General features: G+C 63.4%; 14 protein-coding genes and 1 pseudogene. 4 read left to right on the top strand and 11 right to left on the bottom strand.

What is annotated here, in order from left to right; all coding sequences use genetic code 11:
- Positions 1–23 precede the first annotated feature (23 nt).
- From NCG91_RS18870 to NCG91_RS18830, 9 genes and pseudogenes are all read right to left on the bottom strand, one after another.
- Positions 24–1,106: pseudogene (locus tag NCG91_RS18870) on the bottom strand (T6SS effector phospholipase Tle3 domain-containing protein); the annotation flags it as partial.
- Positions 1,107–1,198: 92 nt separating this feature from the next.
- On the bottom strand, positions 1,199–1,795 hold the full coding sequence (locus NCG91_RS18865; RefSeq protein WP_143451349.1) for a hypothetical protein: 597 nt from the start codon (positions 1,793–1,795) through the stop codon (positions 1,199–1,201).
- A gap of 159 nt (positions 1,796–1,954) precedes the next feature.
- A complete protein-coding gene (locus NCG91_RS18860) occupies positions 1,955–2,263 on the bottom strand; it encodes a hypothetical protein (RefSeq protein WP_251350771.1) in 309 nt (102 codons plus the stop codon).
- Between the two features lie 104 nt (positions 2,264–2,367).
- Entirely contained in the window at positions 2,368–3,714 is a 1,347-nt protein-coding gene (locus tag NCG91_RS18855) for a sigma-54-dependent transcriptional regulator (protein ID WP_034758888.1), read from the bottom strand.
- Positions 3,701–5,608 carry a sensor histidine kinase gene (locus tag NCG91_RS18850; protein WP_251350770.1) on the bottom strand — a complete coding sequence of 636 codons (1,908 nt, stop codon included), beginning with the start codon at positions 5,606–5,608 and terminating at the stop codon, positions 3,701–3,703. The genes NCG91_RS18855 and NCG91_RS18850 overlap by 14 nt, the downstream gene beginning before the upstream one ends.
- 234 nt (positions 5,609–5,842) lie before the next feature.
- Complete coding sequence (locus NCG91_RS18845) at positions 5,843–6,634, bottom strand: ABC transporter ATP-binding protein (RefSeq protein WP_077401587.1); 792 nt, start codon at positions 6,632–6,634, stop codon at positions 5,843–5,845.
- 11 nt (positions 6,635–6,645) lie between these two features.
- On the bottom strand, positions 6,646–7,455 hold the full coding sequence (locus NCG91_RS18840) for an ABC transporter permease (RefSeq protein ID WP_369812242.1): 810 nt from the start codon (positions 7,453–7,455) through the stop codon (positions 6,646–6,648).
- A 36-nt stretch (positions 7,456–7,491) separates the two neighbouring features.
- Positions 7,492–8,493, bottom strand: a complete 1,002-nt coding sequence (locus NCG91_RS18835; RefSeq protein WP_099664875.1) for an ABC transporter substrate-binding protein — start codon at positions 8,491–8,493, stop codon at positions 7,492–7,494.
- A 404-nt stretch (positions 8,494–8,897) separates the two neighbouring features.
- Positions 8,898–9,134, bottom strand: coding sequence for a hypothetical protein (locus NCG91_RS18830; RefSeq protein WP_251350769.1), 237 nt, complete (start codon positions 9,132–9,134; stop codon positions 8,898–8,900).
- Between the two features lie 479 nt (positions 9,135–9,613).
- Here NCG91_RS18830 and NCG91_RS18825 point away from each other — a divergent pair, with 479 nt between their 5' ends.
- A complete protein-coding gene (locus tag NCG91_RS18825; protein WP_010396453.1) occupies positions 9,614–10,114 on the top strand; it encodes a winged helix-turn-helix domain-containing protein in 501 nt (166 codons plus the stop codon).
- Positions 10,115–10,459: 345 nt separating this feature from the next.
- Complete coding sequence (locus NCG91_RS18820) at positions 10,460–11,332, top strand: M90 family metallopeptidase (RefSeq protein ID WP_251350951.1); 873 nt, start codon at positions 10,460–10,462, stop codon at positions 11,330–11,332.
- Between the two features lie 9 nt (positions 11,333–11,341).
- On the opposite strand, the gene NCG91_RS18815 is transcribed toward NCG91_RS18820, so the two are convergent.
- Positions 11,342–12,043 carry a LytR/AlgR family response regulator transcription factor gene (locus tag NCG91_RS18815; protein ID WP_251350768.1) on the bottom strand — a complete coding sequence of 234 codons (702 nt, stop codon included), beginning with the start codon at positions 12,041–12,043 and terminating at the stop codon, positions 11,342–11,344.
- Positions 12,040–13,686 carry a histidine kinase gene (locus NCG91_RS18810; RefSeq protein WP_251350767.1) on the bottom strand — a complete coding sequence of 549 codons (1,647 nt, stop codon included), beginning with the start codon at positions 13,684–13,686 and terminating at the stop codon, positions 12,040–12,042. The genes NCG91_RS18815 and NCG91_RS18810 overlap by 4 nt, the downstream gene beginning before the upstream one ends.
- A gap of 164 nt (positions 13,687–13,850) precedes the next feature.
- On the opposite strand from NCG91_RS18810, the gene NCG91_RS18805 reads away from it, so the two are divergent.
- Positions 13,851–15,983 (top strand): beta-lactamase family protein, encoded by a 2,133-nt coding sequence (locus NCG91_RS18805; RefSeq protein WP_251350766.1) that lies wholly within the window; start codon positions 13,851–13,853, stop codon positions 15,981–15,983.
- Positions 15,984–16,242: 259 nt separating this feature from the next.
- Positions 16,243–17,073 (top strand): transporter substrate-binding domain-containing protein, encoded by an 831-nt coding sequence (locus NCG91_RS18800; RefSeq protein WP_251350765.1) that lies wholly within the window; start codon positions 16,243–16,245, stop codon positions 17,071–17,073.
- The last annotated feature ends 18 nt before the right edge of the window (positions 17,074–17,091 follow it).

Genomic DNA, 17,091 nt, shown 5'->3' with positions numbered 1-17,091 from the left:
TCGACGTGGTCGGGTATGCCTTGCCAGCCTATGCCCTGCATATTATCCAGCGCCACAGTCATGTCTTCGGGGCAAAAGTACAGGTAAACCTTGCCCCGGTTGTCGCGGTCCGCTTCCGCGCGCCATGCGGCGCCCGCCATGCCATGGCAGATAGTGTGATCCTTGATGTGCGCAAAGGCGGGCGTGGCGTGCTTTTTTGCCACCACGCCCTGCACGATCTGTACGAGGGTTTACAAGCGTGCATGCAGGGTCTGGCGGTTGTCGATGGCGTCGTACTGGCTTTCCATCGCAGCATCGCGGCCGCCGCCGAAGATGCGGCTCGCCTCCGCCGCGCCGAAAAACATCGTCGTGTCTTCCACCAGGCTGTAGGGCGGATGCGTGAGGATCAGGGTGTCGGCGGGGCGCTTGCCCTCATCGAGCAGGAAGGCTTGCGCCAGCAGCGAGATCAGACAGCCCTGGCTGTGCGCGACGATGGATACCACGTCGTCGCTGTCGTAGTCGCGGATCATGGCGATCAGCGCGGCCAGGCGCTTGGCCGCCAGCACCATGTACATGCGGCCCGGCGCCGTCATCAGCGGACGCACGGGGTCGCCGCCAACATCGTAGGGTGAAAACAGCCCCTTGTTCCACATGTCGGGCAGGGTGTTGGTGGCATTGCCGAACGGACCGCCGTTCTTCGACATGTCCTTGTCCAGGCGGTTGCCGTAGCGGTCAGTGTTTTGGCCGTTGACCACTTTGCTGGCGTTGCCGCGTTCGCGAAAGCCCCAGTAAAACGGAATGACGGGGCTGTACGTCGCCTCATCAGGCTTGCGCTTGAAATACACATCGTCCGGGTCGGCGATGGTTTCACGCTTGTCGGCCTCTTGCGGCAGGCGGTAGGCGGCTGGGGTGAAAACGTGGCCGCCGCCGTACATGCGCGCATCGAGTCCCTGGCACAGCCCCTTTTCCACGGCACTGAAACTCGTGCCCACGTCGTTGACGCCATGGATGACGATGACGTTGCCGGGCAGTTCGGGGCGGATGCGCACGATGGCTTCCTGCGTGCGGTCGCAGTGCAGCAGGGCGGTGCTCTTGCCGCTGATATACGGAAGTTTGGGATACGCCATCGCCGCTCCAGGCTGACCAGACAGGTCAGTGTAGAGGGGCGGGATGGTGGATTAATTGCGTTTCCGCAAGCATTGCGGAAAAGACGGTGTCCTTACGGCGCGCTGATGATCTTCGTCAGCGCGATGCGGTACGCGGGCTGCACGTCGCCGTCCTTATCCAGCTTGTCCGTCATGATCGCGCCATAACCTTGCGCGTACCACACGTATTCGCCGCTTTTACCCTTGCTCTTGCCGCCGACGTCGCGCAGTTCGAACTTGCAGGCGTCGGGGAAGCGGCGGCCGCCCAGTTCCAGGCGTTCCCAGCCGAGGAAGGTGATCGAGAAATCGCGTTTATCGGTGCGCGTGGAGGTGGTGATCTTGTCGGACAGGCCCGCCAGCGGGTAGTGGGTGCTCGTTTGCGTGTCCGTGAACTGCACGCGCACTTCCTGGCCGGGGCGCATGTTGGCGGGGATGGCGGACTGCGGCGTATAGACGTTCTTGCTGCGCACGGTGCCGTCTTCGTTGTAGTGGATGGCGCCCGTCAGGAAGACCTGGCCGTCGCGGATATCCTGGTAGGACGTGGCCAGCAGCACGCCGCCGTCGAGGATCAGCTGCGTGCCTTTCTGTTTCTTGCCCTCGAACATCTCTTCGACGTTGACTTGCGCGTCGCCATTGTTCTTGCTGAATTTGATGCCTGTCGTCAATTCCATGCATTCGCCCACCGTGGGCGCCGCCTGTACGCTCGCGGCCGCGAATACGCTGGCCGCCGCCATTCCACACCATGCTGCTTTCATTGTCATCCTGGATATATTGCAAAGGCGCGATGATAGCGTGCCTTGGAGCAATGTGGCGCAGCGCTGGAGGCAGACTTAGCGGGCCGGCGCGACTGGCGTCGCTGGCGGCGCGGTGGCCGGTCCGCTGGCGGCCGGGGTGTCCGGCGTGGCCACGGGCTTGCCGCGCCGCGTGCGCTTGTCCGTGCGCGTCTTGCCGGGCTTGGCGTCGTGGATAGGCTTGCCCTTGTTATCGAGCTTGTCGGACTGGTCCGATTGCTGGCCAGGGTCCCTGGCATTGTTGGTGTGGTTGCCCGTCTGGTTCACATTCGTCGTCGACTGGGCTTGCACCCAGGCGCCGCCGACGGTCATCAGGGTGGCGGCCAGCAAGAGAGCGGCGGTTTTCATGGCGGTATCCTGTGAGAAATGAGGTTGAGCCTGCATTCTCACACAGGAGTCCGCCCGCACGGGTAGGACGCCGCCTCATGGCCGTGTCGGCTATTTGCTTCAGATCAACGGAACTGTTCCGTCGAGATATCGAAGCGCTTGAGCTTGTCATACAGGGTTTTCTTCGGGATATTCAGGCTGGCGGCCGCATCGATGACGTTGCCATTGTGGCGGCGCAAGGCTTCCTCGATGATGGAAATCTCGAAAGTGTCGACTTGTTCGGCCAGCGAGGCTTCGCGGCAGCCTGCCGGGCTCAGGGTGTCGTCGAGCAGGCCCAGCACGAAGCGGTCGGCCACATTGTGCAGCTCGCGCACATTGCCGGCCCAGCGCTGCGCCATCAGCGAGGCGATCAGTTCGCCGCTGACGAGGGCGGCCGGCTGGCCGTAGCGCAAGGCTGCTTGCAGCACGAAGAACTCGAACAGCAGCGGGATATCCTCGCGCCGGTTGCGCAGCGCGGGCAGGGTCAGGCTGGCCACGTTCAGGCGGTAATACAGGTCGGGCCGGAATTTCCCTTGTTCGGCCAGCACATTCAAGTCTTCCTTGGCGGCGGCGATGACACGGAAATTGACGGAAATCAATTTGTTGGAACCGAGCCGTTCCACTTGGCGTTCCTGCAGCACGCGCAGCAGTTTCACTTGCAGGGCCAGCGGCATGCTTTCGATTTCATCGAGGAACAAGGTGCCGCCGTTCGCGTACTCGATCTTGCCGATGCGCTGGCGCTGCGCGCCCGTGAATGCGCCTTCTTCGTGGCCGAACAGTTCCGACTCGAAGATCGATTCGGGCAGGGCGCCGCAATTGATCGCCACGAACGGGTGGTCGCGCCGCTCGCTGAAATCGTGCAGGCAGCGGGCGATGAGTTCCTTACCGGTCCCCGTTTCGCCGAGGATGATGATGTCGGCCGATTTCGGCGCCAGGTTCAGCACCAGCTGGCGCACCTTGGCCATGGCCGCGCTGCGGCCCACGATGCGCGCCTCGATGCCGACCCGCTGTTCGAGCTGGCGGCGCAAGTTCATGTTTTCCAGCACCAAATGGCGTTTATCCAGGGCGCGGCGGCACACTTCCACCAGCAAGTCGGCGGAAAACGGTTTTTCGATGAAATCGTAGGCGCCACGGCGCATGGCGCCCACGGCCATCGACACGTCGCCGTGGCCCGTGACGAGGATGACGGGCAGGCTGGCATCCTGCGCCACGGCGATATCGAGCAGTTTCAAGCCATCCATGCCGGGCAGCTTGATATCGCTCAATAAAATGCCCGCAAATTCGGGCACCAGGTAGGGCAGTGCTTCCTCGGCCGTGGCGACGGCCGTCACTTGCAAGCCCGCCAGCTCCAGCGATTGCCGCGCGCCCTTGCGCACGACGGCATCGTCTTCCACCAGCAGCACTTGCATGCCTTCAAAATTATTCTCGTGCATCGGGTGTTTCCTCTGTCTCTTTATTCTTTTCCCCCGGGGCGCAGCTGAGGGTGATGGTAAATTGCGCGCCGCCCCCTTCCTGCGCGCTGCGGTTGCGCACGGCCAATGCGCTGCCGGCCGCGCGCAGTATGCCAGCGCTGATCGACAATCCCAAGCCCAGCCCGTGTTCCTTGGTGGTATAGAAGGGGTCGAAAATCTTGTCCAGCGAAGCGAGCGGGATGCCGGGGCCATTATCGGTGATATGCAGCACGGCGAGGTTGCCTTCGCGGCGCACCTGGAACCAGATTTGCACGGGCTCGTTTTCCGGCACGGCATCCATGGCGTTCGTGATCAGATTGGTAAACACCTGTTCCAGGCCGATGGCGTTGCACAGGACGATGATGTCGTCCTCCAGCCAGCTTTCATGCAGGGTCAGCCGCTGCGAATGCTTGCGCGTGCGGATTTGCAGCATGGTTTGCGCAAACGCCTGGCGCACGCTGACGGGTTTGCGCGCATCGTCGCTGCGCCGCGCAAAGCCTTTCAGTTGCGACGTCACATAGCCGAGGCGCTTGACGAGGTCGGAAATGGTCGACAGATTGTCCAGCGCATCGTCGATGCGCCCGCGCGCCAGGAAGACCTTGGCATTGTCGGAAAAGGTTTGCAGGGCGGCCAGCGGCTGGTTCAGCTCGTGCGTGACGCCGGCCGCCATCTGGCCGATGGCTGCCAGCTTGCCGCTTTGCACCAGTTCCGCCTGGGCATAGCGCAGGGTCTGCTCCGCCCGCTCGCGCTCGGCCACCTCCGCCTGCAGGCGGCCATTCGCATGCACGAGGTCGGCCGTGCGCTGCTCGACCTTGATTTCCAGCTGTTCATAGGCGCGCGCCAGCGTCTGTTGCGCATTGAGCTTGTCGGCGATGCGGCGCCGGCGCTGGCGCGCATACATCAGGGCCAGCAACAGCAAGGCCCAGCCCAGCGCGGCGGCGATGGCCGCGTTGCGCGCCGCCTCGTCGACCTGGTCGAGCTCGGCCAGCACGGTGATCTGCCATTGCAGCGGGCCCAGGGCGCGGTTCACGGCCAGATAGTCGGCGCTGCCGGACAGGGCGGGCGTGTCGCCCGTCTGCGGACGTTCCAATGTCATCACGCTGGCGCCATCGGCAAACTGGCGTCGCAGCCGGTGCGGCAAGATGGGCAGATTTTCCTGCAGGAACTGGCGCTGCGCGCTGATATCGTTCTTCGCGGCCGGCGACAGGGGCGCCAGGGTCTTGAACTTGAAGGCGGGCGTGGTAGCCAGGATCAGCACGCCATTTGCATCCTTGACCCAGATCTGTTCGCCGGCGCCGGGCGTGCGCCACGATTGCTCGATCCAGTCCAGGTTGACCTTGGCGGCGACGATGCCGATGATGCGCCCGTTGCGTTGCACGGGTTGCGAAATGAAATAGCCGGCCTCGAAGGTGGAAGCGCCGATGCCGTAGAAGCGGCCGATGCCGCCCGCGATCGCATCCTTGAAGTAGGGCCGGAAACCGTAGTTGACGCCCACATACGAGCTGCGGTCTTGCCAGTTGCTCGACGCCAGGGTCGTGCCCTTGTCGTCGAGCACGTAGACGGCAAAGGCGCCCGCGCGGCGGTTCATGTCGACCAGGTAGGCGTTGATTTGCGTGACCTTGTCGGCACTGGGCTGTTCCAGCAATTGCGCCACGGCATCGCTCTGGGCCACGGCCAGGGGCAGGAATTCGTACTTGTTGAGGGCGCCGCCGATGGACGCCGCATACAGTTCCGCGCGCGAATCGAGGGTGCGGTGCAATTCATCGAGCTGGCGCTGCTTGACCCAGGCATACGAGGCCCACGTCAGCACGACCAGCGATCCCACGGCCAGCAGGGGGCCGAGCGCGGGTCTCAGGGTCCATTTGCCGAATGCCATGGTGCTCCGTGTGTCGGGTTAAGCTTGCGTGTGCCGCAAAGAAGGAATGGTAGTGTACGGCGGGATTCACCCGAATGGGTGAATCCTGATTTACGACTGACATGCAAAGTTGCAGTGTCTGACAAAACCGTAGCGAGCGGAAGGGAGAGGTGGCCGAGAAGCGGAACCGTACTCTAGTACGGTGAGCATCGCAGGCCGCCTATACCGACGCGCAGTAGGTTTGGTCAGACACCACTAATCAGCGGTGCTGGCCATCGTCTCGGCGTTATGATGGCGCTGTTGCTCTTCCATCACCATCTCGCCCAGCATGCGCTTGAGGCGGTTGAACTCCGGGTCGCTCGGGTCGCGCGGGCGGGGCAGTTCGATGGCCACGTCGCGCTTGATGGTGCCGGGACGGTAGGTCATGACGATGGTGCGGTCGGCCAGGTAGATCGATTCCTCGATCGAGTGCGTGACGAACACGATGGTGGTGCCGAAGACTTTCCAGATTTTCAGCAATTCATCTTGCAGGTTGCGCCGCGTCAAGGCGTCCAGCGCGCCGAACGGTTCATCCATCAGCATGATGGGCGAATCGAGGGCCAGCACGCGGGCAATCGCCACGCGCTGGCGCATGCCGCCCGACAAGTCTTTCGGGTAGCGGGCACGGAATTCCGTCAAGCCCAGCATGCTCAGCAGCATGTCGACCCGTTCCTTGATTTCGGCCGGCGTCTTGCCGGCGATTTCCAGGCCGAAAGCGATATTGCTCTCGATGGTCATCCAGGGGAACAGCGCGTATTCCTGGAACACCATGCCGCGGTCGGGACCGGGCTCGGTGATCAGCTTGCCGCCGGCCAGGATCTGGCCCGAGGTCGGCTGCGAAAAGCCGGCGATGGCGTTGAGCAGGGTCGACTTGCCGCAGCCGGACGGTCCCAGCAGGCAAATGAACTCGCCGCTGGCGATTTCCAGGTTGATATCCTTCAGGGCGATGACGTCCGCGCCGCCCGTGGTGAAGATTTTATTGACTGCATTGATATTGATCGTGGTCATGGCCGTTCCTCTCAGTGTTCCAGGCCGCGGTGCCACTGCAGCAAATGATTATTCAGGGCGTTCATGGCCATGTCGATGGCCAGGCCGAACAGGCCGATGGTGAACATGCCGGCGATAATCTTGTCAGACCAGAAATATTCGCGCGCTTCCAGGATGCGGAAACCGAGGCCGCTATTGACGGCGATCATTTCCGCCACGATCACGACGATGAAGGCCGTGCCCATGCCGATGCGCGCGCCCGCCAGGATGTAGGGCGTGGCGGCCGGCAGGATGACGCGGCGGAACATGGTCATCTGGCTGGCGCCCAGGTTGCGCGCGGCGCGGATGTAGATGCCGTCGACCTGGCGCACGCCGGCGATGGTATTCATCAGCACGGGGAAGAAGGAGCCGATGCTGATCAGGAAGAAGGCGGGCGGGTTGCCCAGGCCGAACCACAAAATGGCCAGCGGAATGTAGGCGATGGGCGGAATCGGGCGCAGCACCTGCACCAGCGGGTCGAACAGTTTATAGATGGTCTTGTTGGTGCCCATCAGCAAGCCCAGCGGCAAGGCCAGGCCCGCGCCGATGGCGAAGCCGCCCAGCACGCGCGACAGGCTGGCCCAGGCGTCGTGCGGCAGTTCGCCGGAGAACATCCACACGAGGTAATTGCCCGTTTCGGGCGTGTAGGCTTCCATCGGCACCAGGTATTCATACCATTTCACCAGTACGGCCACGGGCGAGGGCAGGATTTGCGGGTTGATCCAGCCGAACGTCGACATGGCTTGCCACAGCAGCAGCACGGCCACGGGCACGGCGGCACCGTGCGCGAAGCGTTTCATCATTTGAATATTCATCGTGATACTTTCAGATTAGCGTGGTTAGCGTGGTGCGTAGGACTTCTTGGCTTTTTCCAGCAGGTCCAGCTTGACCCAATCCTGTGCTGCAGGCGGTTTGGCCATGCGGCCGACGCCGAATTTCACCATGTAATCGGTGGTCAGCTGCACGTGGCTTTGCGTGATGTCTTCCGTGAAGATGGCGTTGTCGATGGCGTCGCGGTAATCCTCGGTCGTGATCTGGTTCTTGAACATCGATTCGCGCACGTATTTTTCCGCCAGTTTCGGGTCGGCCAGGAAGGCGCGCGTGGCGGCGACGAAGCAATCCATGAAGCGCTGGGCCACGGCAGGTTTCTCTTTGTACATCTTTTCCGTCATCACGAGCGCGCGCACGGGCTCGCCCAGCGGCGTGTCGTAAGGCTTGATGATGGCCGCGCCGTATTTCTTGTGGATGGCCTGGGTCGAGTACGGCTCGGACTGGCTCATGACGTCGATATCCTTGGTCAGCAGCGCCTGGTTCAAGTCCGGGTAGCCCATGTACAGGATCTGCACGTCCTTGCCCGGCTTGTCGGACCAGGTCAGTTTGGCCTTGGTCAGTTCGGCAAACAGCAGGATTTCCTGCGGGCCGCCGCGCGTGACGCCGACTTTCTTGCCTTTCAGGTCGGCGATGCCCTTGATGTTCAGGTCGGGACGGCCGACGATCTGCACGCCGCCCTTGGCGAAGCCGCCCACCAGGTACACGGGCAAGCCCGTGGCGCGGCCCGTGATGGCCGCTTCCAGCGCGCTGGCGGACACGTCGATTTCACCGGCGATCATGGCCGGCACGATGTCGAGGCCCTTGGCGAAGATGCGCTCTTCAATTTTCAAGTCGTATTTGGGCGCGATTTCCTTCATGTAGGCGACGGCGCCGTAATGGGCGAATTTCAGGTTGCCCAGGCGGACCAGGTCGGCCGCATGGACGGCCAGCGGGAATTGCGCGGCCAGTGCGACGGCGACGGTCAGTGCCTTGGTGTTCAGGAAGGACGAGATGCGGAAGGTGCGTGCCATGCTGTTGTCTCCAAAAGGTAGATGGTTTTATATAGTGGGTCGGGCTGCCGCTCTGACGGCGGTTATGAAAATATAAAAGCATCTTCCGTGCCAGTGGAGCGCATTTTGACGTTTATTGCAAGTGATTGTTTATAAAGGTTTAATTTGAATCTAGTGAAAATGGGAAATGGCGAGATTCCGTCTTTCCGCACGGCGAGGGGAAAGGCTGTGCGGATTGCCGCATTTTCGGGGCGGTGCGCGCTTGGCTTGCGGGCCACATGCCGGTGAACCTTCAGGGCGTGGCCGACTCCAATCGTAAAAAAACGCGTTGCAAACAGGCTGGCAACGCGTAACTCCCCCGTGGAGTAGGGACGGCGCCGCGCGGGCGCCCGTCTGAGGCCGTGTGCCGGCCTCGACTGTAGGCTTTACTTCGGCGCCGTGGCCGGCGGCAGGGCGGGCGCGGTGGCGGGATCGGTCAGCGGCGCAGGCGGCGTCGTGCTGCCCGGGCCGGTTTCCGGCATGGCTGGCGTGACGGGGGCAGGCATCACTTGTGGCGTGGAAGCGGGATTGGGCGCCGTTTCGGGCAGGGGCGGCTCGGCCGGTTTCTTACAGGCGGACAGGGTGACGAGCAAGGCGGCGGCCAACAGGGCGGGCATTTTCATGATGTTTCCTTTGCAAGAGTCGAAGATTCGCGATGCGGGCGGCAGGCGCCGCGCGCGAAGCTTGAATTTATTGCAATGGCGTTTCCGCTTCTGTTCGCTATTTCACTTTGCGCCACGAATGGCGGCACAGGCTCGTCATGCCGGTTTTTTAGATGTCTTTTTTAGATGCCACGAGAGAAAGAATTCAATAGGGCAATATTTTTCACTTTCTTGCTTCTAATGTTCGTTAACGCACAGACCGCAGCCGCCGACACGGGCATTCTGTGCCCAGACGCTCAGGATTCGTGGTGTTCTGGTATAAAAATTGCCAAGAACTTAACAATCCGGGCTACCGGCAATCGTTTAAAAGGAGTATTCAAATGCATGCAATGACTCAGTCTCACGTGAAGAGCGAATTAAAGGCAGCGCACCAGGAACTTCGTAGCCCCGAAAAAGGCTCGCAAATGGTAGAACGCGCAGCACCTATCCCCCCGGAACGCATGAATCCCATTTCCATGGCACCGATCGAGCGCGTGCGTTCGACGTCGGCCACCCTGCGCCGCATCGAAAACATGCAAAAGCTGATCGGCGAATTGTCGCTGCACGAGATGCTGGCCGACGAAATCGCCTGGTTCCTCAAGTTTTCGCCATCGGGCGCCCGCAAATACATCCGCGACCTGCGCGAAGCGGGCGTGATCGAACTGGCCCGCTACATCGAAGGCACCGCCACCTATCTGGGCAAGGCAGTGTACCAGCTGACGCCAGACCCTGAGCGCGTGCGCGCCTTCCTGGCCGCCATCGTCCAGCCAAAACGCGAAGGCGCGCCACCGCGCAAGGATCGTCCAGGCTTGCGCGAGCAAAGCATGGCAGGCAGCGGCCGTCACTTCCACATCCTGGCCGATGACACGCATTACGCCATCCGCGTCAACCGTGGTCCCGTGACGCGCGATCCGCTGGTGGCCGCCCTGTTTGGTGCGCCGCAGCAGAAAGCTGCAGAGTAACACCTGATCAAACCTCGCGCGGCGTGCGGCCTGCGCTGCTCACCGGCTCGGCGCCCCCGTACAGAGTACGGTTGCGCTTCTTGGCCACAAATCATCGCCGCTCGCTACGGTTTTGTCAGGCGTTGTAACGTTGTAATGAAAGAATGAAAGCCGGGTTGCAACCCGGCTTTTGGCGTTCGAGCCGGCCCTTTGATATTGGCGGATTGAAAAGATGTTAATCAACCCCATGTGGGCTGGACTGCCCGCCCGTCCCGATGCGGGGTTCATTCGAAGGAGCTTGTCCTTGTCTGCCTACGCCGCCTTGTTACCGTGTCTGCCCCTGCCTTGCCTGAAACGGGCCGCCGCATGAACCCGCTGCTGTGGATCGCCCTCGTCACGGTGGCCATCGTCTTTTCGCTGTGGTTCCCCCGCTGGCGTCTGAAGCGTGCCCTGGCGAAACCCTTGCCGGCCGCAGGCCTGGCCGTGCTGAAAAACAATATCCCCGTCTATCAGCATATGCCGGCGCTGCTGCAGGAGCAGTTGCGCCGCCTCGTCGTGCAATTCCTGTATCAAAAGAAATTCGTCGGCTGCGGCGGCCTGGAAATCACGGACGAGATGCGCTACACCATCGCCGGCCAGGCTTGTTTGCTGTTGCTGAACCGCCAGACGCAGGTGTATCCCGAACTCGACACCATCCTCGTGTATCCCACGGAATTCATCGTCACGCGCAATGAAGTGGGGCCGGGCGGCGTGGTGACGCCGTCGGCGAATGGCTTATTGGGCGAATCCTGGGGCGATGGCCGCGTGGTGCTGGCCTGGGACCACGTGCAGCGGGGCGCGGCCGACTGGAGCGATGGCCACAATGTCGTGCTGCATGAATTTGCCCACCAGCTCGACAGCGAATCGGGCGCCGCGAATGGCGCGCCCTACCTGCCCAGCGTGTCGAGCTACCGCAGCTGGGCCACCGTGCTGTCGCGCGACTTCGACAACCTGCGCCACGACGCCATGGTCCAGCAGCAAAGCGTGATGGACCATTACGGCGCCACCAATCCCGCCGAATTCTTTGCCGTGGCCACGGAAACCTTCTTTGAAAAGCCGTACCAGATGGCCGAACACCATGAAGAACTGTATGCGCAATTCTTGCAGTACTACAAGGTCGACCCGCGCGACTGGATGGCGCCGCCCGTGGAACCCGAGCACATGGCCTCGCCATTCCCCAATTACGCACCGCACTGGTAAGCGGGGACTTCAGCCCAGCAGCCGCTGTTTCAGCGCGGGATAGCTGCTGCGCGACACGGGGATGCCCGTGCTCGTCTGCGTGTCGAGCGCGTATTTGCCGCCCGCGCCGATCTGCAGCCGCTTGAAGCCCAGGCTGTTGACGATGTAGGAGCGGTGCACGCGCAGGAAGTGGGGCGGCAGCAGGGCCATGAGCTTGTCGATAGGCAAGTCGTGAAAGCATTGCTCGCCGCTGCACAGCACGATATTGCTGTAGTGGCCATCGGCTTGCACGTGGTCGATGTCGGCCATGGCGATCCATTCCAGCGCCCCCCGTTTCTTGACGGACAGCGAAGCCGCTTCCGTGTGCCACCCCGTATAGCGTTGCAGCGCCTTGTGCAGGCGTTCGCGGCTGAAAGGCTTGGCGACGAAATCGAGCACGCCGAACTCGAAGGCCGTGATCGAGCGTTCCGCGTGGGCCGAGACGATGATGGTCTGGAAGCGCGCATCGGCGGCCAGGCGCAGCAAATCATAGCCGTCCGCACCGTGCAGGTGCAAATCCAGCAGCAGCAAGTCGATCTGCTCCTGCCCTTGCCCCTGCGCCAGGGCGGCCAGCGCTTGCGGCACATTGTCATGCAGCACCAGATTGCTGAGGCGCGCGCCGAAATGCGCGCGCACTTCGCGTTCGAGGCCTTGCGCGATCAGCGGTTCATCTTCCAGTATCAACACATTCATGGCGCCGCCGGCAAGGTAAAGGTGAGGCGCCAGCCTGCTGCTTGCTGTGCGCTGGCATAGTTGGCCGCATCGCCGAACACGGCGTGCAGGCTGGCGCGGATGTACTGTTCGCCCACGCCGCCGCCCGCATGGGGGCGCGCCTCGCCTTCGGGCAGCTGCAAGGTAAGTATTTGCGTTTGCGCATGTTGTGCGATGCGCAGGATAAAGGCCGCGCCGTGGCGGTAGCGGTTGTGGCTGAATGCATTTTCCAGCGCCGTCAGCAACAGGGCGGGCGGCACGGTGATGCCTGCCGCCTCGCCGTCGAGCTGCAAACGGCACGGCTGCTGCAGCCGCGTGCCCATGATGCTCAGGTAATTCTCGCACAGGGCCAGTTCCTGCGTCAGGGCAATGCTGGGCTGCTGGGCAAACTCGTTGAGCATGCGCAATTCGGCCCCCAGCGCCTCGATGAAGGTTTCGGCCGCCTGCGGCGATTGCGCGTTGAGTTCGCTGATCAAGCTGAGGGAATTCATCAGGAAGTGCGGTTGCATGCTTTTGCGCAAGAGCTGGTTTTCCAGCTGCTGGGCGCGCGCCGCCTTGCTGCGTTCGCGCAATAGCTGCGCCAGCAATTGCGCGCATACAGGCAGCAGCAGGAAGCACACGACGAGGGCGAAGCCGCCTTCGGCAAACTGGCTGCCCGTCAGCAGGAACAGGGCGCACGAAGCCAGCGCGATCAAGGTGCCGCCGCGGCTGCCCGGCAGGCGGCGCCACAGTGCGCCCAGGTTGAGCGCCAGGCTCGCCGCCAGGCCCGTCAGAAACATCAGCCAGCAGCGGGCGTCGAAATGCGTGGGCAGCGCGCCGGCCAGCGCGATGCCCGCCAGCAGGGCCGCCGCCGCCAGCGGCCAGCGGGGCAGGCGGTAAGCCGTATAAAAATACAGGGGCAGCAAGGCGGAAAACAGCCTGGTCAGGGCGCTGACGGCGTACAGGCGCGGCATGTGCGAGGGATAGGCATAGCCGGCAAAGCTGCGCCACAGTTCCGCCACCAGCAGCAGCGCCGCCGCCAGGCACAGCGCCGCAAACATGGCCCAGTGCCGCTGCCGCTGGTACAGTACCGTCAAGGCGAGAAACAGCAGGGCGACGGCGCCCAGCGCCCCGGCCAGCAGCAGTGGCGGCAACCGGTACCAGGCCAGCGCCGCGCGGTAATCTTGCCGGTCGACCAGGTACAGCGCATAGAATGGCGATGCCAGGTGGGCCGGCACCTGCTGCGTCGACAGCAGCAGGCGCAGGTGGTGCGTGCCCATGGCCAATTGCTGCGGCATCAGGTGGAGGGCGAAATCGACGTCGCCCGCGCGTTCCCCGCTGGCCTGGCTGGCCGGCTGGCCATTGCTGCCGATCAAGACCCCATCGAGCCACAGCTCGCTGGAAGCCAGCGCCGACAGCACCAGCAATTGCGTCGACGACGGCGTGGCGGCCAGGGCGACATCGCGCTCGACGCACAGCAGCTGGCCCGGCCGGACCAGCTGCTGCAGCGAGGCGGGCGCGGAAGCCGTGTTGCCGCAGGTGCGCCAGCCGTCGTCCAGCGAGAGCGGATGCATGGCGCAGGCGAAAGAGGGCAAGGCCAGGCAGCACAGCAACAGGTAGCGGAAGACGGAGGGCATGGCGGGCATTGTAGCTGCTCATTTACTACTTCTTTGCAACATTTTCATCGACGCCGGTGCCGTTCGTGCGGGCCACGTGCATTTCGTGCACGGCCCGCCAACGGCGTGTGAAAGACATTTACCATGCATCAGCGCCGTGCTGTGCACACGGCCCTCACCATGGAATCATGACTATGCAAAGCAGCAAATACTACGGTTTCGCCGGCGCGCTGGCGCTGTTCTGCGGCGTGGCGCAGGCCGCCTCCGCCCCATCCTCTGTTTCACCCGCAGCTCCGTCCGCCGCGCTGGCCGCGCGCCTGGCCGATTTCGACGGCTGGGCGGCCCGGCGCATGGGTGCGGAGCGCATCCCGGGCGTCACCGTCGGTTTCAGCCAGGGCGACGTGGAATGGGTAAGAGGCTATGGCTATGCGGACCTGGAAAACCGCGTGCCGGCCACGGCCCAGTCCAGCTACCGGCTGGCGTCCGTCACCAAGCCCATGACGGCGGTGGCCATTTTGCAACTGGTCGAACAGGGCAAGATCGACCTGGATGCGCCCGTGCAAACCTATGTGCCGTATTTCCCCGTCAAGCCGTTTCCCGTGACGGTGCGCCAGCTGCTGGGCCACCTGGGCGGCATCGACGCCTACCGCGACAGCAGGGTGGAACAGCATTTCAAGGAGCACAAGGATACGCGCCAGTCCATCGCCGTCTTCGAGCAGTTCGACCTGATCGCCGAACCGGGCACGCGCTTCCGCTACACCAGCTATGGCTACAACCTGCTGGGCGCCGTCATCGAGAGCGCCTCGGGCGAAAGCTATGGCGGCTACATGCGGCGCCACGTGTGGGGGCCGCTGGGCATGGACGCCACCGTGATGGACGACCCGGACGCCGTGATCGCGCACCGCGTGCGCGGCTACCGGCTGGCCGGCAAGGAGTTGAAGAATTCGGAATTCGTCGACATCAGCAGCCGCTTTTCGGCCGGCGGCACGCGCGCCAGCGTGCCCGACATGCTGGCCTTCGGCCGGGGCGTTCACGCAGGCAATATCCTGTCGGCGGCCAGCGTGGCCGCCATGGTGCAGCCGATGGCCACGCGCGCGGGCCGCTTGACGAATTACGGCATGGGCTGGGAAATCCTGCCGACGGGCGGGCGCTACGCCATCGCCCACAGCGGCCAGCAGCCGGAAACCGTTACCTACCTGTACAGCTTTCCTTCGCGCAAGCTCACCATCGCCGTCGCCGCCAATCTCGAGCGCGTCAATCCCGAAGCCTTCGTGCAGCGCCTGTTCGAAGTGGTCACGGGCGAACCGTGGCAGCTGAACACGTATATCGCCGACGCGGGCGCGCAGCGCGCCTACCAGGTGGCGCAAGGCCTGTTCGAGGAGGGCCGCGCCTACGCCGAACGCACGGATCAGGCGTATGCCGATGCGGCCGCCACGCGCGCAGCCTTCACGCACATCAACCGGCAAGCGCTGGCGCCCGACGCCCAGGCGGCGCGCGCCTACATCGAGGCGGCCCGCCATCCCGCGGGCGGCCGCGTGTTTCTCGTGGCCGGCGCCAGCATGGCCCGGGCATTGCGCGAATCGGGCGTCGACCTGAATACCTACTCGCGCGGCGGCGCGCTGGCGTTTGCGCGCGACTATATCCGCTTGTCGCAAGATGCAAAGGCCGGCACCGTGCCCCGCTTCGACCCCGCCTTCGAGCAAGCCATCGTGGCCCTGGCCGCCAGCTGGGACCGCACGGCCGCCATCGCCTGGCCGGCCGCGCCCGCCTCGGCATCCATCGCCGCCCTGGATAGCCAGTTGCGCACGGCCTTCCGCGGCCAGCGCGCCTATCCCGATTTCGTGCCCGAACTGCTTGATCTGGCGCAAGCGTCGGCCGCGCGCGGCGAGGCGGATGCGGCGCTGGCGGCCAGCCGCCTGGCCGTGGAACTGTATCCGCTCAGCGACCGCGCGCATGCGCTGCACGGCTTGACCTTGTTGCGCGCCGGAAAGACGGAACCCGCCCTCGCGGCCCTGCGCCTGGCGCTGGCCCGCGACCCGCTGGGCGCGGCCAGTCCGGCGGCGCTGAACCTGGAAGCGTATCGCCTAAAGGGCGGCGGCGCCGTGGCGCAAGGCATGGCCGTGCTGCAGGCGGCCGCCAGCCTGCATCCGCGCGACGCGAATCTGCAGGACAGCCTGGCCGAGTTTTATGTGGAACAAGGCTTGCGCCCGCAGGCGCTCGAGGCGTACAGGCAGGCGCTGCAGCTCGACCCCCGCTATCCGGGCGCGGTGGGGGCCAGGGCGGCGATCATCCGCCTCGGCGGCGAGACGAAGGCGCTGGCGCCTTAGATGACGCCTTACAACACCTAACGAAACCGTAGCGAGCGGAAGGAAGGCTCGGCGCCCCCGTTGGCTTGAGAAGCGCAACTGTACGAAGGTACGGGGGCGCCGAGCCAGTGAGCATCGCAGACCGCAAATTACGACGCGCAGCAGGTTTTGATAGGTGTTCTTAGATGAATTCTGCATAAGCAAGGGTGAAAAGATTCCTTTTTGGAAATAAGAGCGCTGCGGTCTAATGGCGGCATTCATTGTCCACCAGAGGAATTCCATGCAGACCCGCCTACACTTCGCCGCGCTTCTTTTCACCTCCATCGCCTTCACGCAGGTGGCGCAAGCGGACCAGCTGGCCGCGATCAAGGCGAAGGGCGAGCTGGTCTGCGGCACCCTGGGCACGGACGAGCCGAACAGTTTCATCGACGCCAAGTCGCGCCAGCTGGTCGGCTATGAAGTCGACCTGTGCCGCGCCATCGCCCAGGGCCTGGGCGTCAAGCCGGTGATCAAGCAGCTGGCCGTGGCTGCCCGCATTCCGGAACTGCAGCAGGGCCGCATCGATATCCTGACGGCATCCTTGACGCACAACAAGGAACGCGAAGCGCTGGTCGATTTTTCCCTGTCCACGTTTTATACAGGCCAGCGCGTGCTGGTGAAAAAAAGCAGCAGTATCACGACGGTCGCTGGCCTGGCCGGCAAGAAAGTGCTGACCGTCAAGGGCGGCACGCAGGAACCGAATATCCGCAAGGCCGTGCCCGGCGTGGACGTGGTGACGTTCGAGACGGCGGGCCAGGCCTATCTGGGCTTGCAGCAAGGCAAGGGCGTCGGCTATGTCGACGATGAAGTCTCCTTGCTCAACAACTACGCCAAGCTGGGCGCTGCGCAAAAGGATTACATTGTGCTGCCGCAAAACATCAGCCAGGAAGTGTTTGCCTTCGGCATCCGCAAGGGCGAGACGGGCGTGAAAACCGCCGTCGACAAGGTGCTGCGGGAGCTGGAAAAGTCGGGCGAGGCGGAAAAACTGTTCTTCAAATGGTATGGCCCGACGAGCAATGTGAAATTCCAGAAACGCACATTTAAAATTGAATCGGACAAGATCGACGCCTGAACCTTGCCTGACTCTTCC

This window comes from Janthinobacterium kumbetense (genome assembly GCF_023703445.1).
Classification (GTDB): Bacteria; Pseudomonadota; Gammaproteobacteria; order Burkholderiales; family Burkholderiaceae_D; genus Janthinobacterium; species Janthinobacterium kumbetense.
This window is presented reverse-complemented; position numbering and strand designations above follow the sequence as displayed.

Bases quoted from the DNA above. Each gene is read 5' to 3' on its own strand.
- NCG91_RS18835 (WP_099664875.1), bottom strand. From the start codon at position 8,493: ATGGCACGCACCTTCCGCATCTCGTCCTTCCTGAACACCAAGGCACTG.
- NCG91_RS18865 (WP_143451349.1), bottom strand. From the start codon at position 1,795: ATGGAATTGACGACAGGCATCAAATTCAGCAAGAACAATGGCGACGCG.
- NCG91_RS18825 (WP_010396453.1), top strand. From the start codon at position 9,614: ATGAATCCCATTTCCATGGCACCGATCGAGCGCGTGCGTTCGACGTCG.
- NCG91_RS18840 (WP_369812242.1), bottom strand. From the start codon at position 7,455: ATGATGAAACGCTTCGCGCACGGTGCCGCCGTGCCCGTGGCCGTGCTG.
- NCG91_RS18855 (WP_034758888.1), bottom strand. From the start codon at position 3,714: ATGCACGAGAATAATTTTGAAGGCATGCAAGTGCTGCTGGTGGAAGAC.
- NCG91_RS18860 (WP_251350771.1), bottom strand. From the start codon at position 2,263: ATGAAAACCGCCGCTCTCTTGCTGGCCGCCACCCTGATGACCGTCGGC.
- NCG91_RS18800 (WP_251350765.1), top strand. From the start codon at position 16,243: ATGCAGACCCGCCTACACTTCGCCGCGCTTCTTTTCACCTCCATCGCC.
- NCG91_RS18820 (WP_251350951.1), top strand. From the start codon at position 10,460: ATGAACCCGCTGCTGTGGATCGCCCTCGTCACGGTGGCCATCGTCTTT.
- NCG91_RS18850 (WP_251350770.1), bottom strand. From the start codon at position 5,608: ATGGCATTCGGCAAATGGACCCTGAGACCCGCGCTCGGCCCCCTGCTG.
- NCG91_RS18845 (WP_077401587.1), bottom strand. From the start codon at position 6,634: ATGACCACGATCAATATCAATGCAGTCAATAAAATCTTCACCACGGGC.
- NCG91_RS18815 (WP_251350768.1), bottom strand. From the start codon at position 12,043: ATGAATGTGTTGATACTGGAAGATGAACCGCTGATCGCGCAAGGCCTC.
- NCG91_RS18810 (WP_251350767.1), bottom strand. From the start codon at position 13,686: ATGCCCGCCATGCCCTCCGTCTTCCGCTACCTGTTGCTGTGCTGCCTG.
- NCG91_RS18805 (WP_251350766.1), top strand. From the start codon at position 13,851: ATGCAAAGCAGCAAATACTACGGTTTCGCCGGCGCGCTGGCGCTGTTC.
- NCG91_RS18830 (WP_251350769.1), bottom strand. From the start codon at position 9,134: ATGAAAATGCCCGCCCTGTTGGCCGCCGCCTTGCTCGTCACCCTGTCC.